28 protein-coding genes and 1 pseudogene are annotated in these 23833 nt (G+C 75.0%); 13 read left to right on the plus strand and 16 right to left on the minus strand.

The window, feature by feature from the left end; translation table 11 throughout:
* Positions 1-304: 304 nt before the first annotated feature.
* The 3 genes and pseudogenes from CKY47_RS14270 to CKY47_RS14275 all read right to left on the minus strand — a co-directional run bounded on the left by CKY47_RS14270 (position 305) and on the right by CKY47_RS14275 (position 2519).
* Positions 305-1210 carry a fibronectin type III domain-containing protein gene (locus CKY47_RS14270; RefSeq protein ID WP_306746252.1) on the minus strand — a complete coding sequence of 302 codons (906 nt, stop codon included), beginning with the start codon at positions 1208-1210 and terminating at the stop codon, positions 305-307.
* Positions 1211-1513: 303 nt separating this feature from the next.
* Positions 1514-1648 (minus strand): annotated as a pseudogene (locus CKY47_RS36910) (phosphotransferase-like protein); the annotation flags it as partial.
* Between the two features lie 160 nt (positions 1649-1808).
* Positions 1809-2519: a DUF2267 domain-containing protein gene (locus tag CKY47_RS14275; protein ID WP_306746253.1), complete on the minus strand. Its 711-nt coding sequence runs from the start codon at positions 2517-2519 to the stop codon at positions 1809-1811.
* A 123-nt stretch (positions 2520-2642) separates the two neighbouring features.
* Here CKY47_RS14275 and CKY47_RS14280 point away from each other — a divergent pair, with 123 nt between their 5' ends.
* Positions 2643-2816 (plus strand): hypothetical protein, encoded by a 174-nt coding sequence (locus CKY47_RS14280; protein ID WP_306746254.1) that lies wholly within the window; start codon positions 2643-2645, stop codon positions 2814-2816.
* A 337-nt stretch (positions 2817-3153) separates the two neighbouring features.
* On the opposite strand, the gene CKY47_RS14285 is transcribed toward CKY47_RS14280, so the two are convergent.
* Complete coding sequence (locus CKY47_RS14285; protein ID WP_306746256.1) at positions 3154-3675, minus strand: hypothetical protein; 522 nt, start codon at positions 3673-3675, stop codon at positions 3154-3156.
* Positions 3676-3811: 136 nt separating this feature from the next.
* On the opposite strand from CKY47_RS14285, the gene CKY47_RS14290 reads away from it, so the two are divergent.
* Positions 3812-4963: a carboxylate-amine ligase gene (locus CKY47_RS14290; protein ID WP_306746257.1), complete on the plus strand. Its 1152-nt coding sequence runs from the start codon at positions 3812-3814 to the stop codon at positions 4961-4963.
* Here CKY47_RS14290 and CKY47_RS14295 read toward each other — a convergent pair.
* Positions 4930-5808 (minus strand): class I SAM-dependent methyltransferase, encoded by an 879-nt coding sequence (locus tag CKY47_RS14295; protein WP_306746258.1) that lies wholly within the window; start codon positions 5806-5808, stop codon positions 4930-4932. The two genes, CKY47_RS14290 and CKY47_RS14295, sit on opposite strands and share 34 nt — an antisense overlap.
* Positions 5809-5912: 104 nt before the next feature.
* On the opposite strand from CKY47_RS14295, the gene CKY47_RS14300 reads away from it, so the two are divergent.
* Positions 5913-7205: a cation:proton antiporter gene (locus tag CKY47_RS14300; protein WP_306746259.1), complete on the plus strand. Its 1293-nt coding sequence runs from the start codon at positions 5913-5915 to the stop codon at positions 7203-7205.
* Positions 7206-7229: 24 nt separating this feature from the next.
* Here the strand turns inward: CKY47_RS14300 and CKY47_RS14305 are convergent, their stop codons facing one another.
* From CKY47_RS14305 to CKY47_RS14320, 4 genes are all read right to left on the minus strand, one after another.
* Entirely contained in the window at positions 7230-8150 is a 921-nt protein-coding gene (locus CKY47_RS14305) for a MerR family transcriptional regulator (RefSeq protein WP_306746260.1), read from the minus strand.
* Between the two features lie 75 nt (positions 8151-8225).
* Positions 8226-8513, minus strand: a complete 288-nt coding sequence (locus CKY47_RS14310) for a WhiB family transcriptional regulator (RefSeq protein WP_306746261.1) — start codon at positions 8511-8513, stop codon at positions 8226-8228.
* Positions 8514-8649: 136 nt separating this feature from the next.
* On the minus strand, positions 8650-9528 hold the full coding sequence (gene mmuM / locus CKY47_RS14315) for a homocysteine S-methyltransferase (protein ID WP_306746445.1): 879 nt from the start codon (positions 9526-9528) through the stop codon (positions 8650-8652).
* 68 nt (positions 9529-9596) lie between these two features.
* A complete protein-coding gene (locus tag CKY47_RS14320) occupies positions 9597-9806 on the minus strand; it encodes an Rv3202a family protein (protein WP_306746262.1) in 210 nt (69 codons plus the stop codon).
* A 284-nt stretch (positions 9807-10090) separates the two neighbouring features.
* Between CKY47_RS14320 and CKY47_RS14325 the strand changes: the two genes are divergently transcribed.
* Complete coding sequence (locus CKY47_RS14325) at positions 10091-10324, plus strand: hypothetical protein (protein ID WP_306746263.1); 234 nt, start codon at positions 10091-10093, stop codon at positions 10322-10324.
* Between the two features lie 38 nt (positions 10325-10362).
* Positions 10363-10869, plus strand: a complete 507-nt coding sequence (locus tag CKY47_RS14330; protein WP_306746264.1) for a DUF1360 domain-containing protein — start codon at positions 10363-10365, stop codon at positions 10867-10869.
* Between the two features lie 114 nt (positions 10870-10983).
* Here the strand turns inward: CKY47_RS14330 and CKY47_RS14335 are convergent, their stop codons facing one another.
* From CKY47_RS14335 to CKY47_RS14350, 4 genes are all read right to left on the minus strand, one after another.
* Positions 10984-11139, minus strand: a complete 156-nt coding sequence (locus CKY47_RS14335; protein ID WP_306746265.1) for a hypothetical protein — start codon at positions 11137-11139, stop codon at positions 10984-10986.
* Between the two features lie 162 nt (positions 11140-11301).
* Entirely contained in the window at positions 11302-12411 is a 1110-nt protein-coding gene (locus CKY47_RS14340) for a magnesium and cobalt transport protein CorA (RefSeq protein WP_306746266.1), read from the minus strand.
* A gap of 49 nt (positions 12412-12460) precedes the next feature.
* Positions 12461-13615 (minus strand): ATP-grasp domain-containing protein, encoded by a 1155-nt coding sequence (locus CKY47_RS14345; RefSeq protein ID WP_306746267.1) that lies wholly within the window; start codon positions 13613-13615, stop codon positions 12461-12463.
* Between the two features lie 84 nt (positions 13616-13699).
* Positions 13700-13972: a GlsB/YeaQ/YmgE family stress response membrane protein gene (locus tag CKY47_RS14350; protein WP_306746268.1), complete on the minus strand. Its 273-nt coding sequence runs from the start codon at positions 13970-13972 to the stop codon at positions 13700-13702.
* A gap of 280 nt (positions 13973-14252) precedes the next feature.
* Here CKY47_RS14350 and CKY47_RS14355 point away from each other — a divergent pair, with 280 nt between their 5' ends.
* The 4 genes from CKY47_RS14355 (at position 14253) to CKY47_RS14370 (ending at position 16475) form a co-directional block, all read left to right on the plus strand.
* A complete protein-coding gene (locus CKY47_RS14355; RefSeq protein ID WP_306746269.1) occupies positions 14253-14804 on the plus strand; it encodes a hypothetical protein in 552 nt (183 codons plus the stop codon).
* 66 nt (positions 14805-14870) lie between these two features.
* A complete protein-coding gene (locus tag CKY47_RS14360) occupies positions 14871-15176 on the plus strand; it encodes a GNAT family N-acetyltransferase (RefSeq protein ID WP_306746270.1) in 306 nt (101 codons plus the stop codon).
* Between the two features lie 142 nt (positions 15177-15318).
* On the plus strand, positions 15319-15465 hold the full coding sequence (locus CKY47_RS14365) for a hypothetical protein (protein ID WP_306746271.1): 147 nt from the start codon (positions 15319-15321) through the stop codon (positions 15463-15465).
* Complete coding sequence (locus CKY47_RS14370; protein ID WP_306746272.1) at positions 15462-16475, plus strand: SLC13 family permease; 1014 nt, start codon at positions 15462-15464, stop codon at positions 16473-16475. Before CKY47_RS14365 ends, CKY47_RS14370 begins: the two co-directional genes overlap by 4 nt.
* A gap of 197 nt (positions 16476-16672) precedes the next feature.
* Here CKY47_RS14370 and CKY47_RS14375 read toward each other — a convergent pair whose 3' ends face one another.
* A complete protein-coding gene (locus CKY47_RS14375) occupies positions 16673-18649 on the minus strand; it encodes an endo-1,4-beta-xylanase (protein ID WP_306746273.1) in 1977 nt (658 codons plus the stop codon).
* Positions 18650-19055: 406 nt separating this feature from the next.
* On the opposite strand from CKY47_RS14375, the gene CKY47_RS14380 reads away from it, so the two are divergent.
* Both CKY47_RS14380 and CKY47_RS14385 read left to right on the plus strand, forming a co-directional pair.
* On the plus strand, positions 19056-20030 hold the full coding sequence (locus CKY47_RS14380; protein WP_306746274.1) for a sigma-70 family RNA polymerase sigma factor: 975 nt from the start codon (positions 19056-19058) through the stop codon (positions 20028-20030).
* 142 nt (positions 20031-20172) lie between these two features.
* A complete protein-coding gene (locus CKY47_RS14385) occupies positions 20173-20685 on the plus strand; it encodes a DUF5994 family protein (protein WP_306746275.1) in 513 nt (170 codons plus the stop codon).
* Between the two features lie 56 nt (positions 20686-20741).
* Here the strand turns inward: CKY47_RS14385 and CKY47_RS14390 are convergent, their stop codons facing one another.
* Positions 20742-21308 carry a DUF5994 family protein gene (locus CKY47_RS14390; RefSeq protein ID WP_306746276.1) on the minus strand — a complete coding sequence of 189 codons (567 nt, stop codon included), beginning with the start codon at positions 21306-21308 and terminating at the stop codon, positions 20742-20744.
* Between the two features lie 244 nt (positions 21309-21552).
* On the opposite strand from CKY47_RS14390, the gene CKY47_RS14395 reads away from it, so the two are divergent.
* Positions 21553-21747 (plus strand): RGCVC family protein, encoded by a 195-nt coding sequence (locus tag CKY47_RS14395; RefSeq protein ID WP_306746277.1) that lies wholly within the window; start codon positions 21553-21555, stop codon positions 21745-21747.
* A gap of 19 nt (positions 21748-21766) precedes the next feature.
* Here the strand turns inward: CKY47_RS14395 and CKY47_RS14400 are convergent, their stop codons facing one another.
* Positions 21767-22297 (minus strand): hypothetical protein, encoded by a 531-nt coding sequence (locus tag CKY47_RS14400; protein ID WP_306746278.1) that lies wholly within the window; start codon positions 22295-22297, stop codon positions 21767-21769.
* Positions 22298-22608: 311 nt separating this feature from the next.
* Here CKY47_RS14400 and CKY47_RS14405 point away from each other — a divergent pair, with 311 nt between their 5' ends.
* A complete protein-coding gene (locus CKY47_RS14405; RefSeq protein ID WP_306746279.1) occupies positions 22609-23790 on the plus strand; it encodes a trypsin-like serine peptidase in 1182 nt (393 codons plus the stop codon).
* Positions 23791-23833 lie beyond the last annotated feature (43 nt).

Here is a 23833-nt window from a genome sequence, read left to right on the forward strand (position 1 = left end):
TACCGCCTTGTTCCCCGGCAACCGGCCGGCGCGTGATCCGGGACGACCTCGGCGGCGAGGACGCGGTCGTGGTCTTCAGCGGCTCGGGGCCACCACGCGATCGACGAGCCGGTCACCGTCCTCGGCTTGCGCGTGCCCTCCGCGCTCGACGAGCGCCGCCGGCCGACCGACGCGGCCCGCATCGTCGCCGGGGCGGCCGGTCCCGCGCCGCCGCGCCGGGGCGGGTGCCCGACGCGGCGGCGCGGGACCGGCCGCCCACCGCCTGCCCGGCCGGCCCCGGTGCGGGGCGCGGGGTCGTGCCCGGCTAACCGCGGGCGGGCGGTGTGGTGAAGACCAGGCCCTGGCTCTTGGCCGAGCGGAACCCCCGGACGTCCCGGGTCACGACCTTGACCCGGTGCAGGCTGTCGGGCGCGAGACCGGTGAGCGTGGCCTGCCGCCCGGTCACGAAGGCGACCGGGGCGTCGTCCAGGAACACGTCGTAGCCCCAGGTCTGGAACCACCAGGGGGTCGCGTACCAGGTCAGGGTCGCGCTGGTCGGCGTCGTGGCCGTCACGGCCAACCGGGACGGGCGCACCGGCCGCTCGATGATGACGCTCTCCGAGCGCAGCACCCCCACCACGTCGTCCTGCCCCGGGTCGTGGGCGCAGGTGGCGGTGATCGCGCCCAGGGCGGTGCCGTCCGCCCGCTCGACGCGCAGGGACAGCGCGAGGTCGTCCAGGTGGACGACGTGGTCGCCGGATCGGTGGAAGGACATCGCCGGGAAGCCGCCCGCGGCGCGCAGCACGTCACGGGGCCCGCCGACCGGGGCAGGCGCGAACGTCAGGGCCGCGCTGGAGGTCCACGTCCCGGACGGACCCGTCAGGGTCGCACCGAGGGTCGCGGTGCTGTCGCCGTCGATGCGCACGACCGCACCGGCCGGCCGGCCCGGCACGACCGCGCCGAGGGACAGCTCGACGTCCGCGTCGAGGAACGCGGGGTCCGCGTACCCGACGGTGCCGGGCCGGTCGAACACCTCGTCGGGCAAGCCGATCGTGACGCGGGCGTCGACGGGCACCTCGGGTCCGAGCGACGTGGCGCACGTGTAGCCGAGGGTGCGTTCGACGGGCGTGGCGGTCGCCGTGCCCGCCGCCCCGGCCAGGGCCGCGGAGCAGAACAGCGCCAGGGCGAGCGGGCGGACGAGGCCGCGCGTGGTGTTCCGGTTCTCCGGCAAGGGGTTCTCCCTCTTCGTCGGGTCGAAGCGGCCCCACCGCCGCCGGGGCCGGCAGCGGTGGCGAGGGAGCGGGTGGTGCGGTGCGCGGGCACGACAGCGGGAAGGCGTGCGGACTGCGGGCCCGTGCCCGACGCCTGCCGCGACCGGCCCGCCTCCCCTCCCCCACCGCAGGCTACTGCCGCCGGGGACGCCCCTGAAGACCACCGGCGGAGCAGCCACCGCCGCCGGTCGGGTGCCCGTGCGTGCCCCGTGCGCGCAGCACGACCCCGGCCGGCTCGGCGGGCGTCCCGGCGCGGTGTCGACCTCCAGGTCGTACGGGATGCCCTCGTGGACGGTCGGCAGGTGGTCCCGGACCAGGCCCACGACGGCGTGGTCACCTGCCCGTTCGCGCTGCTCCGCCACCGCCAACGGGCAGGTGACGCGCACGAAGAGGACGTCGGACCCGCCGACGCGGTCGTCCGGTCCCGGATCAGGTCCGGCGGCATCCCGTCCACCACGAGGTCGTCACCGCCCCGGGCGGCCCTCGGCGTCACGGACGGCGCGGTCGTACCGGAAGCCGTCACGGCTCAGCGGGCCGTCGCGCACGGCACCAGGTCGGTCAGCCGGACGACCCCACCCGGTCGATCTCCTCGTCGATGCGCCGGGCCATCTCCACGTCGTCCGCGGTGACCGCGCCGACCGCGTTGGTGAACAGGGTGAACGTCACGGTGTCGCCCTGCCGGCCGGTGCCGACGTGCCTGCCCTGGTCGGTCGCGATGGTCTTGATCCGCTTGCACAGCGCGGGGATGCGGTCGGCGGGCAGCTCGACGGCGCGCCGCAGGCACCGGCGGTTGCCGTTCCAGCCGGGCAGGTCGCGCAGCGCGGTGGCCACCTGCTCGTCGGTGAGCACCGCCGGCCGACCCGCCCCGGCCGCACCGGGCAGGTCCGGCGCGCCGGCCGGCGGCGTGAACAACTCCACGAACTCCTCCGGCAGGCGCTCCCGCAGCAGGGCCGCGGCGTCCGGCACGGACGCGGACAGCGCCGACAGCACCGCCTGGGTCAGGTACCGGCCGCGCTCGGGCGTCGCCCCGACGCGGCGGCCGACCTCGGCGGCGGCGGCGGCCGGGTCCGGCACGACGGTCGGGGCGGGCTCCGCGGCGGCGCCCGCGACGATGGCCGGCAGCGACTCGGCCAACCGCACGCGCTCGTCGTCGGACAGGCAGTGCGACAGCGTGCCGATGGTGGCGGTGATCGCGGCTCGGGCCTCCTCCGTGCCGGGCAGCGCGGCCCTGGCGCGCACGCCGGCCACGAGCTCCTCGTAGCCGCTCATGACCGGCCCCTCCCCGGAACGGGTCGGACCGCCGCGTCGTCCGCCCGTGGCGGTCCGGTGTGGAAGTGGGCGGTGGTCGTCACGTTCATGGGTGCTCCTGGGGGGCCGAGGCGGTCTGCCGGCGTGGTCCGCCCCGCAGCCGGGATCGTCGTCGTCTCGTTCGACGTCGCGTTCGTCGTCCTGGTCCCCGGCTACCCGGCGGGGTACCGGGAAAACGGTCCGCTCCCCCTTCGGGTGACCACGGGCGGACGCGTGCGGGACGCGACCGTGGCGTGGGAAGCCTTCCGCCGGGCGTGACGCGGCGGGACGCGGCGGGACGCGTCCACCGACCCCGACCGCTCAGCGCTCCCCCGGCGGGCTCACCGTCCTCTCCTCCCGCGCCGACTCGCCCGGCAGGCCCTCGTCCCCGTCGACGCGGTGGCGGCGCCCCGAGTGGGGGTGGCCGCTGCTGGTCGCCGGGTCGTCGGCGTCCGCGCCGGGGTCCGGGTCGCCCAGGTCCGGCTGCCGGGGTGGCGGTCGGCGTCGCCGCCCGGCGGCACCGGCATGCGGACGTGGCGGGTGCCGTCGCGCCCGTCGGTCGTCATGGGGTTCTCCTCATCGGTCATGCGGTCCTCCTGCCGGTCGGGTCGGGCTCTCAGCGGGACGGCGTCGGCGGCCCGACGTGGGACCGGCGACCGGGGCGCAGGCCGGCGTGCCGCTGCCCCGGACCCGGCCCGCCGCGTGCCGCCAGGGCGTCGGCCACCAGTCCGGTGGCGAACGCGTAGACGGACTTGTGCAGCAGGTCCACCACCAGTTCGCGACGCGGCCAGGTCTGCGGCGGCGCGCCCACGCCGGTGGCGTTCTCCAGGATCTGGTCGTTGCTCAACCGCACCGCGGCGAACAGGGTCGAGGCCACCGGCCCGCGCATCCCCGCGTTCGCCATCAGCGACCGCACGACGCCGGCCAGCGCGCCCTGCCCGTAGTGCATGGCCAGGTTCACCGCCCGCGGCTGCGGGCCCGGCCTCTCCCGGATGCCCAGCAGCCGCTCCAGGACCCGGGCGGGCACGTACGAGTCGGGCCGCCCGGTGACCCGCTGCTCCAGCTTCTCCCCCACCGTCATCACGGCCGCGCCGACCGCTCCCGACACCAGCCCCTGCCACACCGCGCGCTTGACCATGGTCCCTGGCTACCCCAGCGGCGGCGACCTACCCGGATTCCCTCCCGCACCAAGGCTTGTCCACACGGGACGGTGTTTGGCCTGCGGCGTGGCGGGCATTTCGACTGTCAACCCCGTCGGAGCGCAGGAGGTCGCCGTGGACGTCCCGCAGTCGACCCCGAGCATGGGGGTCGAGGAGGAGTTCCTGCTGGTGGACCCCCGGACCGGGCAGCCGGCGCCGCTCGGGGCGGAGGTCGTGGCGGCGGCCGGGCGGCGGTTCGGGGTGGAGCTGGACGTGGAGCTGGCCCGCGCGCAGGTGGAGACCAAGACGTCGGTGTGCCACACCCTGGCCGACGTGGGCAGGCAGCTGCGCGGGATGCGCCTGGTGGCCGCCGACGCCGCCCGCGGGCTGGGCTGCACGCTGCTCGCCACCGGTGTGCCGCCGGTGGGCGGCCCGGAGGTGGCGACCGCCGGCGGCGACCGGTACCGCCACCTCGCCGAGGACTACCGGTTGCTGGCGCGCGAGCAGTCCATCTGCGGCTGTCACGTGCACGTCGCCGTCCCCGACCCGGAGACCGCCGTGCAGGTGTGCAACCACCTGCGGCCGTGGCTGCCCGTGCTGGGCGCGGTGACCGCGAACTCGCCGCTGGCGTGCGGGCGGGACACCGGGTACGCGAGCTGGCGCACGGTCGTCTGGTCGCGGTGGCCCGCCGCCGGCCCGCCGCCCTACTTCGAGTCGGCGGAGCACTACGACTCCGTGTGCGACCTGCTGGTGGACTCGGGGGCCGCGCACGACCGGCGGATGGTCTACTGGGACGTCCGCCCCTCCTCGCACCTGCCGACGGTGGAGGTCCGGGTCGCCGACGTCGCCGCCACCGCCGACGAGGCGGTGCTGCTGGCGGGCCTGGTGCGGGCCCTCGTCACCGCCGCGCTGGCCGACGTCCACCGGGGACTCCCCGCGCCGCGCGTGCCGACCGAGCTGCTGCGCGTCGCCTCCTGGCGCGCCGCCCGGGACGGGCTCACCGGGCTGTGCCTGGACGTGCCGTCCGAACGCCTGGTCCCGGCGCGCCTCGTGCTGGACCGCCTCCTGCACCGCGTGCGCGACCACCTCGACGGCGACGACCTCGCCCTGGTCCGCGACCTGCTCGCCCGGGTCGACCAGCACGGCACCGGTGCGGCCAGGCAGCGCCGCGCCCACGCCCGCGCGGGCCGGTTGTCCGACGTGCTGGACCAGGTGGCGGCCGACACCGTGGCGGGCACCGAGACGTGGACCGGTCAGGCGGGCTTGTCCAGGACCAGGGCCGAGTAGCGGCACGCGGCGGCGAACGGCACGTGCGCGCGGACGTTGTCGGAGACCCGCCGCCAGTCGTCCTCGGTCAGCTCGCGCAGCCCCGGCCAGCGCAGGCACACCGCGCGCCGCCCGACGGAGGTGGCGGCCAGCCTCAGCGCGGGACCGGCCAGGCGCAGCGGCAGTCCCAGGACGTGGCGGGTCCAGTCGTGCGCCGCGCGGACGGCGAACCCGGCCTCGCGCGCGCGGACCGGGTAGCGCCCCACGGGCTCGACCTCGGTGAACGACCAGGTGGTGCGGACCACGCGGTGCGGGTCCACCAGGTCGATGGTGCCCGGGTCCGGGTCGCGCCAGGTGAGGTCGACGAGCACCAGCCGCCCGCCCGGTCGCAGCACCCGGGAGCACTCCGCCAGGAAGGCACGCCGGCCCTCGGGGCCGAGGTGGAAGGCGGCCTCCAGGCAGTGGACGCGGTCGACGGAGGCGTCGGCCACCGGCAGGGCGGCCACGTCGGCCACCTCGAAGCGGGTGTTCGGCGCGTCGCCGAACCGCCGCCGCGCCTGCGCGACCTGCTCCGGCTGGACGTCCACGCCCAGGGCGTCGCAGCCCGCGCGCCCGAGCACCGCGGTCGACAGCCCGCGCCCGCAGCACGCGTCGAGCACGCGGTGGCCGGGTCGGGCGTCCAGCAGGGACAGCGAGCGGCGCAGCAGCCTGCGCTGGAACGGTCCCAGCCCGCCGAGCAGCAGCGGCAGGGTCGGCGCGGTGAACCAGCCGATGTTCACCAGGTCGCCCCAGCCCACGTGCCGCAGCGCGTGGAAGAGGGGGTTGTGGTCGTTGTAGGAGTCCGCGATGGGTCGGTCCTCGGACACGGGCGCGCTCCCTCCTGATCGCGACACCTTAACGGCACCATCGGGTTTCAGCAGGTCGTCGGCGGGCAATCCGGTGCCGGTCACCGCCAGGAAGGGGCCGTTTCGTGGAACCAGGACCGGTCCTCTACGCGGGAGCCGGCGCGGCCACGCTGGCGGCGGCGCTGCTGCCGAGGCTGCTGGCCCGCGCACCGGTGTCGATGCCGATGGTGTTCCTGGCCGCGGGCGCGCTGGCGTTCGGCGTGATCGGGCCGCTGCCCGACCCCGACCCGGTGGAGCACGGCGGGATCGCGACGCACCTGACCGAACTGTGCGTGATCGTGTCGTTGATGGGTGCGGGCCTGGCGCTCAACCGGCCGGTCGGTCGACGGCGGTGGGGCACGACGTGGCGGCTGCTGGGCATCACGATGCCGCTGTCGATGCTCGCGGTGGGCACGCTCGGCTGGGCCGTGCTCGGGTTGGGCGCGGCGGCGTCGGTGCTGCTCGGCGCCGCGCTCGCGCCGACCGACCCGGTGCTGGCGAACGAGGTGCAGGTCGCCGAGCCCGCGGAGCACCCAGGGGCCGACGAGGACGAGGCGCGGTTCGCCCTGACCTCGGAGGCCGGGTTGAACGACGGCCTGGCGTTCCCGTTCACCTACGCTGCGGTGGCGATCAGCCTGGTCGGTGTCGCGCCCGGCGAGTGGTTGCCGCACTGGCTGGCGGTGGACGTGCTGTGGCGGTTGGCGGCGGGCGTGGGCATCGGCGCGCTGGTCGGGTGGCTGTTGGGCAAGCTGTTCTTCGCCGCGCCGAGGCAGGACTTCCGGCTGGCCGAGCACGCCGAGGGGTTCGTGGCGCTGGCGGCGACGTTCCTGGCGTACGGGGTGACGGAGCTGGCCGAGGGCTACGGCTTCATCGCGGTGTTCGTCTGCGCGTGCGTGATCCGCTCCGCCGAGCGCCGGTCGGACTACCACCACGTGCTGCACGAGTACGTCGAGCAGGTCGAGCGGATGCTGACCGTGGTGGTGGTGTTCCTGCTGGGCGGCGCGGTGGCGACCGGCCTGCTGGCGGGCATCACCTGGGGCGAGGTGCTGGTGGCGGCGGTCACGCTGTTCGTGGTGCGCCCGGTGGCCGGGTTGCTGGGCCTGCTGGGCGGCGGCACCGGGCCGCGCGAGCGGACGGTCATCGCGGTGTTCGGCGTGCGCGGGGTCGGTTCCCTCTTCTACGTCGCCTACGCCGTGCAGGAGGGCGGGTTCGCCGAGGTGGACGCCCTGTGGCGGGTGGCGGCCCTGGTCGTGGTGGGCTCGATCGTCGTGCACGGCATGTCCGCGACCCCGGTGATGGCGATGCTCGACCGGGTCCGGGAACGCGCCGCGCGGAAGCGCCACGGCGATCCCGACCAGACGTCCCGCACGCACGTGTGACGCACGTACGTGTGATGGGGCGGGTCAGCGGCCGGTGGCCTCCAGCACGACCCGGACGGCGTCCTCGACCGACGTGGGCCGGACGACGCCGGGCGGCGTGGTCACCGCGCCCCACCCCGCTCCCCCGACGGTGACGACCGCGTCGAACCGGTCCACCAGCTCGTCCAGCGGCACCTGCCGGGCGATGTCCTCGCGGTGCGCCCAGACCACGACCGAGGCGGGCCGCAGCTTGTCCACCGCGTCCAGCAGGGCCAGGGCGGGCAGGCGGGCGCCGAGGTTGCGCCACGTGGCACCGCGCTCGGACAGCGCCGCGCCCAGCGCCTCCAGGGGCAGCACGTGCTGCTCGTCGGGCGCGCAGGAGAGCAGCGCGGCCAACCTGCCCCGCTCGTCCGGCAAGGGCACGCCGCGCAGGGCGTGCAGGATCGCGGCGCTGGCCAGGTGCTCGGCCTCGACGCCTCGACCCCGGGCGGCGGCGCGGCGGCCCAGTTCGACCAGGACGGGGGTGAAGACGTGCTGCCACGCCTCGACGACGCCGTGGCGGGTGATCAGGTCGATCGCCGCGGCGCGCATCAGCGGCTCGTCGAGGCGGTGGGCGGCGCGCAGGAAACCGCGCCGCGCCGGCTTGGCGTCCGCCGGGCCGATCCCGGGTCCGCCGTCACCGGGTTCCGCGGCCCCGGGTGGGGGTCCGGGTGGTGGGGGGTCGCCCAGCGCGGTCGCCGCGGCGACGGCGGGCGCCAGCCCCTTCGCGATCCCGGCCACCACGCGGCGCAGCCGCTCGACGTCCTCGGTCGTGTAGCGGCGGTGGTTGCCGCTGGTGCGCGAGGAGGGCCCGAGGCCGTAGCGGCGGTCCCAGGTGCGCAGGGTCGTCGGTGAGACGCCCAGCATCCGGGCCACCGCGCCCGGCGTCCACGCGGTGCCCGGCACCGCACCGCCCTGCCCGTCCATCACCCTCCGACCGCGACACCAGCACGACGACCGGTCGGCGTCCCCGGTGGACGGGCCGGTGTTCCGGTGGGCCTGTCAGGCCCGCCGGTGCCTGCGGGCGATGATCGTGCGCAGCTCGCTCTCGCCGAGCCCGCCCCAGATGCCGTAGGTCTCCTCGACGGCCAGGGCGTGCTCGCGGCACTGCCGCATCACCGGGCACCGGTTGCACACCTCCTTGGCACGCGCCTCGCGGGTCTCCCGCGCCTGTCCGCGCTCGTTGGGGGTGTGGAAGAACAGGGCGCTGTCCATGCCTCGGCACAGGCCCTTCAGCTGCCAGTCCCAGGAATCCGCGACGGGTCGGGGGAGGCGCGACAACTCGGGCATGCGACCACGTCCTTCGGGGGTCCGGCGTGATGGTCCAGCGTGATGTGTCCCAGACTAGATTCGATTCAAAATCGTTGCAACATGGCACGCAGGAGACGTCCTTCACCCCGTGGAGCGGTTTAGGGCGCGTCGGGCGCTAGCGGGGCACCGGTCGCAGGCGGTCTGCCAGCGCGGCGATGTCGGCCGGGCCGGTGCGGCAGCACCCGCCGACCAGGCGCGCACCGGCCTCGACCCAGCGCCGCGCCGACGCCGCCCCGTCGGTCGGACCGCCGGACCACGAACGGGCCCGCGCGTCCCAGCGCTCACCGCTGTTCGGGTAGACCACGGCGGGCTTGCCGGCGGCGCGCGCGGCGACCACCGCGGCCTCCACATCACCGGGGTCGCAGCAGTTCACGCCCACCGCGATCACCTCGGGCACGGACGCGGCGTCGGCGAACACCGCCTCCAGCGGCTGGCCCGCGCAGGTGGACGTGCCGCGCGCGCTGCACGACAGCCACACGGGCACCCCCGAGCCCGCGACGACCTCCAGCACCGCCTCGACCTCCTGCCGGTCCGGGATGGTCTCCACCGCCAGCACGTCGACCCCGGCTTCGGCCAGCACCTCGATCCGCGGCCGGTGGAACTCGACCAGCCGGCGCGTGCTCAGCCCGTAGCGGCCCCGGTACTCCGAGCCGTCGGCGAGCACCGCGCCGTACGGGCCGACCGAGGCCGCGACCCACCGGGGTCCGTCGACCCCGGCCACCGCCTCGCGCGCCAGCCGCACGCTGCGCCGCAGCAGCCCCGCGGTCTCGACGTGCGTCAGGCCGCGCCGGGCGAACCCCTCGAACGACACCTGGTAGCCGGCCGTGATCACGACCTGCGCGCCCGCGTCGAGGAACGCGGTGTGCGCGGCGCGGACGGCGTCCGGGTCCTCCAGCAGCAGCCGGGCGGTCCACAGCTCGTCCGACAGGTCGTGCCCGGCCGCCTCCAGCGCGGTGGACAGCCCTCCGTCGAGCACCACGACGCCGTCCGCCATCGCCCTGCCCAGCCCCACGGGCGCCCCCTCCACCGGTGCGCCGCCGCGCCGCGCGGTCATCCCGGCACTCAGAACTCGTCGTCCTCGGTCAGGGGCACCACCCGGTGCTGGTCGGCCACGTCGGCCGGGTCGGCGTCGACGTCGGTCGCGGTGGCCGGCTCGGGTCGCTCCGGCCTGCCCACGGACGCCTCCTCGTCGTCGGCGACCTCGATCTCGGCGTACGGGTCGACCGGGCGCTCCTGGTCGGCCACGTCGTTCCAGGCCTTCTCCTCGCTCATGGTGACGCTCCTCCGCGTTCTGGTCGGACGTGCACTCGTACCCGCAAGGGGGTGCGATGGGACGGCCCCGTTCAAACCCGCCCGGACCGGTCGCCCACCGGGTGTGCGGCACCGCACGGTCGCGGCGCCCGGTCGGGGAGACCGCCGCCGGGGTCGTTTGCCCGGCGATCGGCCGGGTAGCCGCCGGGCATGAGCCACGAACTCCCCATCCCGGACTACGACCGGTTGTCCCTGGGCGACCTGCGGCACCGCGTGCGCTCCCTGCGCGCGACGAGCCGGCCGCCGTGCTGGAGCACGAGAGCGCGCACGGGAACCGGACACCGGTGACCGAGGTGCTCACCGCGAGGCCGGCCCAGCCGGACGAGGGCGCCGAGCCGTCCGGCGGCGACCCGGCCAGCACGCCGGGCGCCGCGTCCACCCCGCGCACACCGCCGGTGTCCCCGGCGCACTCGCCCGACGACAACACGCCGCTGCGCCACGGGGTCGAGGGTCGGACCCCGGCGCGAGGCCGTCCCTGAACACGTTTCACCTACCCGATCGGGGCAACTCCAGCGCCATGTCGATCTCAGCCACCCTGCGTCGCGTGCAGACCGAGTACGCGGCGGGCCAGGACCGCCCCCTCAAGGGCTACCTGGCCGCGATGAGCACCTTCGCCGGCGCCGTCGGGCTCGCCACCGCCGTGGGCCGCCACCTCGGTGTGCGCCTGCCCGAGCGGTTCGCGCTCGGTGACGTCGCACTCGTCTCCGTGGCCACCTACAAGGCGAGCCGCCTGGTCACCAAGGGCTCCGTGACCAGTGCGCTGCGCGCCCCGTTCACCCGCTACGAGGAACCGGCGGGCAACGCCGAGGTCAACGAGTCCGTGCGCGGCGACGGCGTGCGCCACGCCGTGGGCGAACTGGTGACGTGCCCGTTCTGCTCGGGCGTCTGGATCGCCGGCGCCCTGGTGGGCGGGCTGGTGTTCGCGCCCCGGGCGACCCGCCTGGTGGCCACCGCGCTGACCGCGATCGCGGCGTCGGACGTGCTGCACATCGCCGTGCACCGGCTGGACAGCACGTCCGACTGACCGCATCCGGACCGGCAGCACCGAACCGGACACCCCGGTGACGCGCCGCGGGCCGCGGGTGACGGGTCTCCCCGTCCTCCGCGGCCCGCCGGGCGCCTGCCGTCCGTGGTGGACCTAGAAGAGCACGATGAGCAGCAGCAGGATCACGACCGCCGCGACGGCGATCGCCACGACGGGCAGCCCGGCGGGCTTGCGGTAGTGCCGGCGGACGGTGGTCGTGCGGAACCAGCTGTTCGGGGCACGTCGACGGTGTCGTTCCACCCAGGGCATGTCGGCTCCCGTTCTCTGCGTCCGTGCGCGCGGTGTGCGCTGTTGACCTGGACATACCCAATCGGGGCGAGAAAGACACCTTCGGGTGAAACCGTGCTATACGCGGGCAGAGTCCTCTGAGGACCGTGCCGATCATCCCGGGCACCGGTCCTCCCGGCACCGCTACTCGACGCCGAGCACCACGGCCGCCAGCCAGGTCAGCAGGAACAGCATCACCCAGAACGTCGGGCGCGCGAGCGGCGCGGGGCGGCTCGGGGCGTCGTAGAGCCAGTGGTAGCGCTTGAACAGGCGGTAGAGCACCGCGCAGGCGCCGAGGACGGCGGCCAGCACCAGCGGGTAGCCGTAGGTCCAGCGCAGTTCCGGCATGTGGTCGAAGTTCATGCCGTACGCGCCGAACACCATCGTCGGCACGGCGATGATCGCGGCCCACGCGGAGATCTTGCGCATGTCGTTGTTCTGCCGCAGCGACACCTTCGCCAGGGTCGCGTCGACCAGCGTGGTCAGCAGGTCCTCGAACCCGGTGACGCGCTCGGCGACCCGCGTGTGGTGGTCCTCCACGTCGCGGAAGTAGGTGCGGTCCGCCTCGGGCACGAACGGCGCGCACGTCCCGTCACTGAGCGACCGCAGCGGTCCGACCAGCGGCATGATCGCGCGCCGCAGCTCCAGCAGCTCCCGCTTGACCAGGTACACCTGCTCGACGCCGAGGGAGTCGCGGGGCGCGAACACCGCGGTCTCGAGGAAGTCCAGGTCGCCCTGGAACGCCTCGACGACGTCCAGGTAGCCGTCCACGACCCGGTCCGCGACGGCGTGCAGGACGGTGGCCGGGCCGCGGAGGCGCTCCGGTTCCCGCTCCAGCTGCTCGCGGACGTCGTGCAGGCCGGAGTGGCGGCCGTGGCGGACGGTGACGACGTAGTCCCGGCCGAGGAACACCATGATCTCGCCGGACTCGACGATCTCGTTGGCCGTGGTCGGCGACTCGTGCTCGACGTACCGGACGGTCTTGAGGACCACGAACAGGTGCTCGGGGTAGCGCTCCAGCTTGGGCCGCTGGTGGGCGTGCACGGCGTCCTCGACGGCCAGCTCGTGCAGGCCGAGCGCGTCGGCGACGTCGCGGATGTCGTCGTCGCCGGGTTCGAACAGGCCGATCCAGGCGAACCCGCCGCGGGTGCGGACCTCGGCGATGGCGGCGGCCGGGGTGCGGTCGCCGGGCTGCCGGACGCCGTCGACGTAGACCCCGCAGGCCACCACGGGGTTGCGCGGCGGTGCGGTCATGCCCCCGGATCTTGCCGCACGGGCTCCCCGGGGGAGGTCGGGGGCCGGGTCAGAGCGCCCGCAGGCCGCGGTCGAGCCCGGCGAGCACCGCGGTCGGCGTGGTCAGGTCCAGGGCCAGGCCCGCGACCCAGGTCCGGGTCTCGTCGGCGTGGTCGGGGTCCACGGCCACGACAGCCCGGTAGAAGCCGGTGAGGTCCGGGGTCGGGTTGGTGGGACCGGCGACGAACGCGTGCAGCTCCGCGCCGGGCGGGGGCGGCGGCAGGACGACGCCGTTGGGGACCGGCAGCTCGACCGCCGCGCGGTGCGCCCCCGGGGTGGGCAGCGGGCGGCCCAGGACCGCGTCCACGTGCACGGCGTGCGGGTCCGCGCCGGTGGCCAGCCAGCTCATGTTCGACACGCCGCCGAAGCGGGCGTTCAGCTCGAACACGACCAGCGCGCCGTCCCCGGTCACCGCGAGGTCCAGCTGCCACGGTCCGTGCGGGCGGCCGAACGCGACGACGTCGGCGACGAGGGCGGCCAGGGCGTCCTCCGCCGGGAAGTCGACGGGTGACGCGCGGACGCGGCCACCGGGGGCGCAGTCCGGGTCCAGGGCACCCAGGGACGCGACCGGCCACGTCGTGGTGCCGTCAGGGGTGGTGAGCAGCTCGACCGCGTACTCCTCGCCCGTCACGGCCTCCTGCGCGAGCAGCGGGTAGCGCAGGTCGGCGGACAGCACCGCCAGGTCGTCACGATCCGTCACGAAGTGCCTGCCCGCGTACGACTCGCTGCGCGCCTCCTTCACCACTGTCGGCAACCGGAGCGGCGTCGCGAGCAGGTCCGCCGGGGTCTCGCACACCACGCCGCGCGGGACGGGCCAACCGCGTTCGACGGCGGTGCGGTGGAAGGCGACCTTGTCCGTGGCCAGGTCGGCGAACACCGGCGGGTGGACCGGCAGGCCGGGGCCGCGCAACCGCGAGTAGACGGGGAGGTGCTGCTCCTGGCCCGGCGACCGGACGTTCGGCACCGCGAGGTCGGGCGACCAGTGGCGCAGCAGGGCGGCCACGGCGTCGTCGGTGGGCTCGGCCGGCAGCCGGCCGACGCGCACGTCGTCGCCGAACCACGGGCCGAGGTCGGGTCCGCCGAGCACCACCACCTCGGCGCCGGCGGCGCGCAGCGGCGCGATCAGCCTCTCCGCGCGGTACTCACCCAGCAGCACGACCCTCATGGCGCCACCGTAGCCGCGAGGTGCGCGCACGACGGTGCGGCGCCCCGTAGCGGGGCGCCGCACCGTCAGGTCCGGTTAGGACGGTCAGTGGTGAGCGCGGCGACCGCGGCTCGTCACGACGTGGTAGATGCCGAGGACGATCAGCGCACCGAGGATCGCCAGCAGCCACGTGCTCAGGTCGAAGAAGCTGCCGAGCCCGGTACCGAAGATCGCCTGACCGACGAAACCGCCGATGATGGCCCCCACGACGCCGATGACCATGGTGATGACGATGCCGCCCGGGTCGCGACCCGGCATGACCGCCTTGGCGATGGCGCCCGCGATGAGACCCAGCACGATCCAGCCCAGAATGCCCATGAACCTCTTCCTTCCCTTCCGCCGGCCGGCTGGCGGATGCCGCCGGCTCATGTCGAGGGGTGGATGCCCGATCCCGTTCCCGGCCACACCCGTTACGCGCTGTGAACGTTCCGGGCTCACGATTCAGACACGGAGCGTTTGCGGACCGGGGGTGGGCGATTCGCCCGGTCCGCTGCCGATCGCCCGTCCGGTCCTCAGTGGAGGTCCGTTCGGCGGGCCTCCCCCGGACCTCCACCGGGTATTCGACGAGTTCGACGAGTTCGACGAGGGAGGGGTTGCCGTGGCGGAGCGGAACAAACTGCCGTTCGCGCTGGTGGTGGGGATCGGACTGGGCGCGGGGGTGCTCTTCGGCGTCGCCCAGGCGTGGGCGCGCGGGAACTGGTGGTTCGGCCTCGCGACGGGTGTCCCGTTCGGCGTCGCCGCGGTCTTCCTCGCCCGGCGCGCGCGGGCCACGCCGGCGTTCTCCGCGTTGGCGGGGCCGGACCGGCGCGAGGTGCGCCGTGCCGCGGCCCGCGGTGAGGCGGTCGAACCGCGGCTGGCGGCGGCCTTGGCGGAGCACGCGGCGGCGGTGGCGGACATCCCGTTCCCGAAGACCGCGATGCGGGTCGCGTTCGGGGTGATGGCGGCGTTCGGGCTGTTCGTCTCGGTCCTCGGCTGGGGGCAGGAGGGCCTGCCCGGCCTCGCGGGCGGCGCACCGCTGCTGGTCCTGGGCCTGGTGTGCCTCTTCCTCGCGGTGCCGCTCATGGAGCGGCAGCGCGAGCGCGCCGCCCGCTCCCTCGACGCCACCCGTACGGCGGTTCGGGACCACCGCGGCGGAACGCCCGGGCGGTGACCTGCGGCGATACCGGCCGCCCCCGGCTTGTAGGGTTGCGGTTCCCGGTCGAGAAGAGGAACCCGCATGGCCATCGAGGTGCACGACGTGCCCGACGAGAAGCACTTCGCCGCCGTGGTGGACGGGGAGGTCGCCGGGAAGGCGGTCTACATCCGCACGCCCGAGCTGATCGTGTTCACGCACACCGAGGTCTTCCCCGCGTTCGAGGGCCGCGGCGTGGGCAGCGCCCTGGCGCGAGCCGGGCTGGACCAGGCCCGCGAGTGGGGTCTGCCGGTGCTGCCGCTGTGCCCGTTCATCTCGGGGTGGATCGGACGGCACCGCGAGTACGTGGACGTCGTCTACAGCGCGCCCAGGACCACCGCCGTCGACTGAGACCCCCGCACCCCGCACGCGGCGCCGCGTGCGGGGTTCCGCCGCGCGGAATTGGGTGTCGCCACCGATGGTGGCCGCCGGGACGCACCGGGAAGACTGGTGTCGTCCGACAACCCCAGGGCGCAGCGGGGAGGGGAACCTGGTGGACGTCCTCGGTACCTCCGCGCTCCGACCGGTCCACCACGCAGCACGACGGGCCGGTGCCGTGCAAGCCTCGGACGTCGCCGCGCACGTCCCGACGGTGACGGTCCACGACCCGGTGTCGTGGGCGTTGCGCGTGATGGCGTGAGCAGGCCCCGGCCCGGTCGTGGTGGACGAGCGGAGCAGGACCTCGACCATGACGAGGCCCACGCGGACCTGTTCCGGGAGGAGATCGGCGACCTCGCGGTCGGCGACCGCCTGCCCGCCAGGTGTGCCAAGCCGGTGACCGTCGCGGCCGACGCGACGCTGCTCGAAGTGGCCGCCCTCATGTGCCGGCCGCACAGCCCCTGGTCGCTGTCGCCGCCGACGACGGCACGCTCGCCGGGGTCGTCACGCTGGAGCGCCTGCCGACCAGCCTCGCGGTGGCGCGCCCCGACGCCTGACCCGCGCCGCTCCCCCACCTCGCGACGGCGCTCGCCGGGTGATCCCCGCGCCCGGTGCCCGCCGGGTGGCTCCCCCGCGCTCGGCGGCCGTCGAGCGCTGCCCGCGTTCGGAGATCACCTCCCTTGTCGTGCTCGCGTTCCCGCACCAGGTCGTCCGGATGAGCCCCTTCCTCGCCTCGGCACCTTCGCCGTCGCGTTCTTCTCCATTGCGACCGAGAAGGCCGACAAGGCCACGGTCGTGCTCATCGCGTCCGGCGCCACGGCGCTGGTCGGGATCGTCCCCGGCGGCGAGGTGTTCCACTCCGAGCACGAGGGCACCGACTGGAACGCCGTCTTCCTGCTGCCCGGCATGACGGTGATCGTCGGCGTCATCAAGCGGACCGGCCTGTTCGACTACGCGGCGATCCGGTCGGCGAAGCGGGCGCGGGGCAAGCCGTACCGGTTGATGGTGCCACTGATGGGCATCACGGCGGTGGCGTCGCCGTTCCTGGACAACGTCACCACGGTCATGCCGGTCGCGCCGGTGACGAACGTGGTGCGCAACCGCCTGCGCACCGCGCCGCAGCCCTCCCTCCGTGCTGCACGTGGAACCCCCGGTCGTCGCGCTGCTCGGCGCCGGGCTCGTGCTGCTGGTGTCCCGCGTGGACACCGAGGACGTGCGTGCCGCGCGAGGTCGAGTGGCCGACACTGGTGTTCTTCATGGCCCTGTTCGTGATGGTGTCCGACCTGCTGCGCACCGGGCTCGTCGGCGACTGGTCGATCTCGGTGGTGGGCGTTCGCGCTGGGCGCGGACTTCGACGGCAACGGCACGGCGGTGGCGGCGAGCGCGGACGTCGTGCTGCCGTGAGCGGGAAGAGCCGCCGGAACAGGAGCACGCACCGCCTCCCATCCGCCCGGGCCGGGTCGGGCGGGTCAGGCGGGTCGGCAGACCACGCCGTTCAGGCTGAACGTCGCGGGCTTGGTGTTGCGGCCGGTCCACGAACCGAGGAAGCCGAGCGTCGTCGAGCCGCCCGCGGGGATCGCGCCGTTCCACGACTCGTTGCGCACGCTGACGTTCGCGCCGTCCTGGGTGTGCCTGCCGCCCCACAGCTGGGTGATGCGCTGCCCGTCGGGGAACGACCAGGTCAGCGTCCACGACGTGGTGGCCGCGCCCCGGTTGACGACGCGCACCGAGCCCTGGAAGCCGCCCTGCCACTGGCCCGCCAGGTCGTAGTTGATCACGCACACGGGCGGGGGCGGCGCGTCGGTCGTGGTGGTGGTGGTCGTGGTGGTGGTGGTGGTCGTGGTGGTGGGACCGCCGCCGATCCGGTCGGGGTCCACCACGCCCCAGTAGGCGTCCTTGGCCTGCAACCGGGTGTCGAACAGCAGCGGGTGGTCCTTGCGGGTCACCGGGAACGCGTCCAGCCACGTGTTGTCGTCGGCCAGGCCCCACAGGGTGACCGAGCTGATCGACGCCGAGTGCCGCTTGTAGACCTCGAACAGGTCCCGGTAGCGGTACGCCTGGGTGCGCAGGACGTCGGCCGGCGGCGTCGGGTAGGACTGGCTGCTGTCCGTGTAGATCGAGACGTCCATCTCGGTGATCTGCTGGTCCACGCCGAGCGGGGTGAACTTCGCGATCATCGCCTCGGTCTCGGCGACCGAGGGCCACTGCACGTTGACGTGCATCTGGTGGCCGACCGCGTCGACCGGCACGCCCTCCGCGCGCAGCTGCGCGACCAGGTCGTGCAGCTTGTCCCGCTTCGCCGGCACGTTGGTGTTGTAGTCGTTGATCACGAGCTTGGCGGTGGGCGCGACCTCGCGCGCCACCCGGAACGCGGTGCGGACGTAGTCCAGGCCGGTGATCTCGAACCACCGGCTGCGGCGCAGGCCGTCGGCCTGGTTCTCGTCGACGACCTCGTTCACCACGTCCCAGACGGGGATGTCGTCGCCGTAGTGGCCCACCACGCCCCGGATGTGCGCCTCCAGCCGGGCCAGCAGCAGTGCCTTGTTCTCCGGGGTGGCGGTCATCTCCGCGCCGGAGGCGTCCCTGAACACCCACGCCGGGGTCTGCTGGTGCCACACGAGCGTGTGCCCGCGCACGGCCGCGCCGTTGGCCTTCGCCCAGGCCACGAGGCCGTCGGCGTCGCCGAAGCGGAAGGCGCCCTCGGTGGGCTCGGTGGCGTCCCACTTGAGCTGGTTGCCCGGGGTGATCGAGTTGAAGTGCCTGGCCAGCAGCTGCCCGTGGTTGCCCAGCACCTGCGCGGGCTCGACGGCCGCGCCCACGGTGAAGTGGTCGGCCAGCACGTCCTTGACCGCCGGGATGTCGGTCTGGACCGGCGGCAGCGGGGTGTGGGACAGCGTGAAGTCGTCGACGTGGAACGCGGCCGTGGCGCTGGTCGTCTCCACGTACGCGGTCAGGAACTCGACGTCGGCGGCGAGGGCGTAGGAGCCGGTGAGGTTGACCCAGCCGTCGGCGGTGACGTCCGTGGCTCCCACGACCTGGTCGTACGACGGCGTGCCGCCGGTCCTGCGCTCGACGGACAGCCTCGCCTGGGTGGCCGCCTCGCCCGCCGCGAGCCGCACCCACACCGACAGCTCGTAGCGGGTGCCCTTGTCCACGACGTCGAGCAGGTCGAGCAGGGACCCCTCCCAGTTGGCGGTCCGACCGGTGACGGCGAGGCCGTGCGCGCCGCCGTGCGCGACGGCCGTGCTCACGGCCACCGCCGCTCCCCCGCGCGGCGCCCAGCCCTGGGTCGTGCCGTCCTCGAAGGTGCTCGACACCACGACCACCGGGTCGTCGGCCGGCGAGATCACGGGTCGGGGCGCCGTCGAGGCACCCGCGTGCGCCACCGCCACGAGCCCGCCCGCCAAGGAGGCGGTCGCGAGCAGTCCGGCGAGAACTCTCCTCATCGAGGGTCCCTCATTCCGCTACACGCCTGGGAGCGCTCCCAGACCGGTCTGACCGGACTATAGGGACCGTGCGTCCACGCCGCCCAGCCGCCGTTCAGCGCAACCCGGCGCCGCGTCGTGCCGGCGGGCCGAAGTCGTGGCACGGCGCGGCACCACGACGGCGCGCTGCCGCGGCGGCAGGCGCGGGGGCTGCGCGGACGTCCAGGACCGCGCCGGTGTCCGGGACGCGGTCGGCCACCGCCGCTGCGGGGGCGGCCGTTCGGGTGTCGTCGCCCATCCCCGCCGACCGCCCCGAACGGCGTACGGTGGGTGGTCGGGGCGACGCACACGTCCCGCGTCGACCGCGGACACCGATCACCACACACCTCCCCGTGCCGGCCAGGCGGGCCGATCCGAGGAGAAGGTCATGTCGACCACCGGAGCACCACGCCGCACGGCGTCACCGCGCGAGTGGGACCAGGACGCCGACTTGGTGGGCCACTACCTGCGCGAGGTCAGCGCCACGCCGCTGCTCACCGCCGAGGAGGAGGTCCGGCTCTCGCGCCGGATCGAGGCGGGCGTGTACGCCGCCGAGCTGCTGCGCGCCGCGCGGGAGGGCGAGCTCCCGCCGCCGAGCCCCGGGCGCCGCCGCGGGCTGGACGCCGTCGAGCGGGACGGCCGCCTGGCCGAGGACCACATGATCCGCGCCAACCTGCGCCTGGTCGTCTCGGTGGCCAAGAAGCACGCGCACCGCGGCCTGCCGTTCCTCGACGTGGTCCAGGAGGGCAACCTCGGCCTGATGCGAGCCGTGCACAAGTTCGACCACACCAAGGGGTTCAAGTTCTCCACGTACGCGATCTGGTGGATCAGGCAGGGCATCGAGCGCGGGGTGGCGGAGCAGACCCGGACCGTGCGGCTGCCCGTGCACGTGTTCGAGGAGATGGCGAAGCTGCGCAAGGTCGAGCGCGCGCTGGAGCGGCAACTGGACCGCGACCCCACCCCCGAGGAGGTGGCCCGCGCGTCGGGCACGTCGTTGGCCCGGGTGCTCGAACTGCGCGCGGCGGCACGCGCCGCGATCAGCCTGGAGGCGCCGATCGGCGACGACGGCGGCGGCTCGGTGGCCGACCTGATCGAGGACACCGCGGCCGTGCGCGCCCAGGACGTGCTGGAGCAGCAGGGCGTGGTCGCCGAGCTCGGCGCCCTGGTGCGGACCCTGCCGGCCCGACAGGCGTTGATCATCTCGTTGCGCTACGGCCTGGTCGACGGCCGGGCGCGCACGCTGCGCGAGGTCGCCGACCGGATCGGCCTGACCCGCGAGCGCATCCGCCAGCTGGAGAAGCAGTCCCTCGCCCTGCTGCGCTCCCCGGAGCGCAGCGGCGCCCTGCTGGCCTGGACGGCGTGACGGCCGCTCGTGCCCGACCCGCCGCGCGGTCACCGCGTAGGCTGGCGGCACCGGGAGCACCTCGTGCGCGGGCGGTCCGGGCCGGCGCCGTCCCCGGTGCACGACTCGCCCGGTCGTCCGGACCGGAGACGGGAGCACCGGCATGACGTCGGACCCGCCCCGCACCAGCACCCCCCACTCCCCGCCGCGCCTGCGCCTCAAGCCGCTGGCGCCGACGACCGGTCACGTCGACGGCGGCTGGTGGCCCAGGACGCGCGACCTGGCCGCCGAACTGCCCGGGCTCGTCGACGCGATCGGCGACCGGCTCGGCCCGGTGAGCACCGTGGTGTACGCCGTCGCCTTCTGGGGCTCGGTGCCGCACGAGGTGGACCTGGGCGGGCGCACCGCGTCGCTCAAGGGGTTCGCCGCGCTGGACACCGACGTCGTCCAGGTCTCCGGGGTCGACGGGCGGCGGATCGACCTGCTGGTGATCTCCCCCGACACCCTGGACGAGGCCGCCGAGCGCGCGATGTCCCTGGCCGCCCTGCCGAACGACACCCACCTGCCGGCGGGCATCCTGGCCGCCGCCGGCGTCGCGACCACCCCCGCGCCGGCGACGGCGACCGGGCCCCGGTCGACCCGCGGGACGCACCTGGGCGGTCACCGCTCCCAGTAGCCCGCTCCCGGCGACCACGCCCCCGGGAGCCCCGGGGCGGCGCGAGGCGGCCGGGGTCACCCCGTGCCGAGCACCGCACGCCGACGGGCCGCGCCGCCTTCCGCGTCCCACCGCTCGTCCGGTCCGGCGTCGAACTTCGGGGCGCGCGGCACCTCGGTGGGGTACACCGGGTTCCGGCCCGCCACCAACCCGTTGTCCGCCATGATCTCCTCGACGGTGGCCGTCGGTCCCGACTCCGCGGTCGCCCGCAGCACGGCGTGCGCCACGTCGCCGGTCGTGCCGGGCGGGACCACGAGCAGGCGCACGCGCGTGTAGTCGGACCTGATGAGCGTCACGGTGTCGGGCTGGGTGGCGTGGAAGCCCTCCGTCCGCACCACCGCGCCGCCGACGTCCAGCCCGCGCTCCGCGCGCCCCCAGGTGCCGAGGTGGTAGGAGACGCGGCGGATCGGACCTCCGCCGCCCAGCGCCGCCACCAGCGCGGGGAACTCGGCGGCCGGGTCGGTCGACCGGGGCCACCAGGCGCCGTCGAGGAGGCCGCCGCGCGCGGTGTCGGGTTTCATCGCCAGTCGCGGTCGGTGCTCCGCGCGGCCACCCGGTGTCGTGCCGGACCGGTTCGGGATCATCCCGGCGCTCCCGCCTCCGCCCGGGCCTGCCGGACGGGCTTCCTGGTGCGCCCGAGGCGGCTCCGACTCGACCGTCGACGCTCGACAAACCCTCGGTGACCCGCGCGTACGCCCACCGACCGGCGCGGAGGACCTCTCGGGGTACTCTCAGTGGTACCGGGAGTTCCTCGCGCGTCCGTCGCTACGGACGCCGCTCTTGGCGCACTCCCACATCGGTCGCCCGGCGACCGGGGACGGAGCCGACATGGCACCGGACACCATCCAGCAGCGGGCCGCGGAACCGAACGCGGCTCGGCACACGGCACGGGGCGCGGTGGTCGCGTCCGAGGACCGCTGCGACGCCTGCACCCACCCGCTCAGCGCCCACGACGCGCTCGGCAACCGCTTCTGCGCCGCCACGACGGCCACGGCGCTGACCAGGGGTTGCATCTGCGGCTGACCCGCGGACGCCGGGCGCCTCAGCGTCCGGCGAACAGCCCACCGGCGGAGGCGCCCGGCAGCGGGAGGCGCGCCCACCTGCGCACCCGCTCCCGGTAGAGCCTGCGGGTCAGCGGCCCGGTGAGCGCGGCCAGGACGTCGGCCGCCGTGACGCGCGCGCCGAGGCGGAGCACCGACCGCAGGTGCGCGAGCGTCGTGCGCTCCGCGTCGCTGCCCAGCTCGAACCACCACCACCCGCGCGCCCCCGCGCCCCGCAGGGCGAACGCCAGGCGGGCGCGGCGCACGACGACGGGGTCGACGGGCGCGTCGACGTCGAACTTGCGGTTGGCCGGGTCGGCGCAGAAGCGGTGCGCGAGCCGCTCCGCCCCGACCCGGGGACCCGCGTCGGCCACCACGAGCGCGGCCGGGTGCCCGGCCGGCCACCGCGGGTCGGTTGCCAGCCCGCACCAGCGGCACGACGGGCCTTCCCCGGGGGACAGCACGCGTTCCGACGCGGCCGACAGGCGCAGGGGGACGGACGGGGCGGTCATCAGCCGGGCGGCGAGCTCCATGGCCGAACGCTACCGCCGCCACACGGCCGACAGGCCCCGGCGGTTCAGGATTCGCCGGAGGTTCGGCAGAGGTGTTCGGCGCGGGTGATCAGCGCGCGGCCCCGGCCGACCGCTGATCGTGATCAACTGGCCGTCCACCGCGCCGCGCACCGCCCCGCGGCGCGGCAGCCGCCTTTCATCCACAGTGGACAATTCGACGGATCGCCTTCCCGGCCAGCGGGATTGCCGACGTTCGGCGGGCTGACACCGCCACCGGGGACCGCCATCATCACCTGTGGTAACCGTCCCTGCTCGGATTGTGAGGTGAGCCCGTGCGGAGAACCCTGCAACTCCTCGCGGCAACCCTGCTCGCGGCGCCCTTGGTCGTCGCACCCCAACTCATGACCACCCAGCTCGGCGCGCCGGTGCTCGCACCCCCTGCGAACGCGGCACCGCGGCACGTCGAGCAGACCCAGGAGGTCGGCGAGGACGAGGCCGTGTCGGTCGTCCTCGACGGCACGACCCCGTCCACCACCCTGCACCGACCCGGCTCGTGGTACCTCAAGGCGCACTTCACCGGCCTGCGGCTGGTCGGCGGCGACGTCCTGGCGGTGTCCGACCCGACCGGCGCGGAGTCGTACCGCTACACCGCCGACGTGGCCGCGTCGGGCACCGCGACCACCGACGCCACCGGCTTCTGGGCCATGTCGGTCACCGGCGACACCGCCGTGCTCGCCCTGCGCGGCAAGGACGGCGGACCGGCGCACCCCGACAGCCGCGTGGCGCTCGACAAGGTCACCCGCGGGTACACCGACGCCGAACTGTCCGCGGCGGCGGAGATGGCGCCCAGGAGCATCTGCGGCGGCAACGACTACCGCGACGCCGTGTGCTACCAGTCGAGCAACCCCGCCGAGTTCGGCAGGACCCCGGCGGTGGCCAAGCTGCTGCGCAACGGCGGCTCGCTGTGCACGGCGTGGCGGGTCGGGCCGACCAACCGGATGCTGACCAACAACCACTGCTTCACCAGCGGCACCGGCATCGAGGTGTGGTTCAACTACCAGTGCCCGACCTGCGGCGGCACCGCCACCGCGGCGGTGACGAAGGTCCTCGTGTCGTCCGTGCTCCGGACGAACGCCGCGTTGGACTACACGCTGTTCAGCGTCACCAACTTCGCCTCGCTGGCGTCGTTCGGCTACCTGGAGCTGGACGCCCGCGTGCCCGCGGTCGGCGAGGAGATGTACGTCATCGGCCACCCGGCCGGGAAGCTCAAGAAGGTGTCGCTGCGCGACGACCAGAACGGCGGCGGCTACTGCGTCGTGTCCGCCGTGCGGGTCAACGGCAGCTCGTCCCAGTCCGACATCGCCTACCGATGCGACACCGAGGGCGGCTCGTCCGGCTCGCCGGTGCTGTCCCGGCGGACGAACAAGGTCATCGGCCTGCACCACTACGGCGGCTGCCCGAACCAGGGCGTCCGGATCGACCTGGTGGCCGCGCAGATCAGCGGCCTGATGTAGTCCGCGCGGCGCGCGGGGCGGTGACCGACCGGCCGCCCCGCGC

The sequence above is a fragment of the Saccharothrix longispora genome, assembly GCF_030852425.1.
Lineage (GTDB): Bacteria > Actinomycetota > Actinomycetes > Mycobacteriales > Pseudonocardiaceae > Actinosynnema > Actinosynnema longispora.

What these genes read in the sequence shown, in the direction of transcription:
- CKY47_RS14275 (WP_306746253.1), bottom strand. Translation starts at nt 2,519, where the DNA reads ATGAGCGGCTACGAGGAGCTCGTGGCCGGCGTGCGCGCCAGGGCCGCG.
- mmuM (WP_306746445.1), bottom strand. Translation starts at nt 9,528, where the DNA reads ATGGCGGACGGCGTCGTGGTGCTCGACGGAGGGCTGTCCACCGCGCTG.
- CKY47_RS14305 (WP_306746260.1), bottom strand. Translation starts at nt 8,150, where the DNA reads ATGGACGGGCAGGGCGGTGCGGTGCCGGGCACCGCGTGGACGCCGGGC.
- CKY47_RS14375 (WP_306746273.1), bottom strand. Translation starts at nt 18,649, where the DNA reads ATGAGGAGAGTTCTCGCCGGACTGCTCGCGACCGCCTCCTTGGCGGGC.
- CKY47_RS14335 (WP_306746265.1), bottom strand. Translation starts at nt 11,139, where the DNA reads ATGCCCTGGGTGGAACGACACCGTCGACGTGCCCCGAACAGCTGGTTC.
- CKY47_RS14380 (WP_306746274.1), top strand. Translation starts at nt 19,056, where the DNA reads ATGTCGACCACCGGAGCACCACGCCGCACGGCGTCACCGCGCGAGTGG.
- CKY47_RS14320 (WP_306746262.1), bottom strand. Translation starts at nt 9,806, where the DNA reads ATGAGCGAGGAGAAGGCCTGGAACGACGTGGCCGACCAGGAGCGCCCG.
- CKY47_RS14400 (WP_306746278.1), bottom strand. Translation starts at nt 22,297, where the DNA reads ATGGAGCTCGCCGCCCGGCTGATGACCGCCCCGTCCGTCCCCCTGCGC.
- CKY47_RS14360 (WP_306746270.1), top strand. Translation starts at nt 14,871, where the DNA reads ATGGCCATCGAGGTGCACGACGTGCCCGACGAGAAGCACTTCGCCGCC.
- CKY47_RS14330 (WP_306746264.1), top strand. Translation starts at nt 10,363, where the DNA reads ATGTCGATCTCAGCCACCCTGCGTCGCGTGCAGACCGAGTACGCGGCG.
- CKY47_RS14350 (WP_306746268.1), bottom strand. Translation starts at nt 13,972, where the DNA reads ATGGGCATTCTGGGCTGGATCGTGCTGGGTCTCATCGCGGGCGCCATC.
- CKY47_RS14340 (WP_306746266.1), bottom strand. Translation starts at nt 12,411, where the DNA reads ATGACCGCACCGCCGCGCAACCCCGTGGTGGCCTGCGGGGTCTACGTC.
- CKY47_RS14345 (WP_306746267.1), bottom strand. Translation starts at nt 13,615, where the DNA reads ATGAGGGTCGTGCTGCTGGGTGAGTACCGCGCGGAGAGGCTGATCGCG.
- CKY47_RS14395 (WP_306746277.1), top strand. Translation starts at nt 21,553, where the DNA reads ATGGCACCGGACACCATCCAGCAGCGGGCCGCGGAACCGAACGCGGCT.
- CKY47_RS14390 (WP_306746276.1), bottom strand. Translation starts at nt 21,308, where the DNA reads ATGATCCCGAACCGGTCCGGCACGACACCGGGTGGCCGCGCGGAGCAC.
- CKY47_RS14385 (WP_306746275.1), top strand. Translation starts at nt 20,173, where the DNA reads ATGACGTCGGACCCGCCCCGCACCAGCACCCCCCACTCCCCGCCGCGC.
- CKY47_RS14310 (WP_306746261.1), bottom strand. Translation starts at nt 8,513, where the DNA reads ATGCCCGAGTTGTCGCGCCTCCCCCGACCCGTCGCGGATTCCTGGGAC.
- CKY47_RS14285 (WP_306746256.1), bottom strand. Translation starts at nt 3,675, where the DNA reads ATGGTCAAGCGCGCGGTGTGGCAGGGGCTGGTGTCGGGAGCGGTCGGC.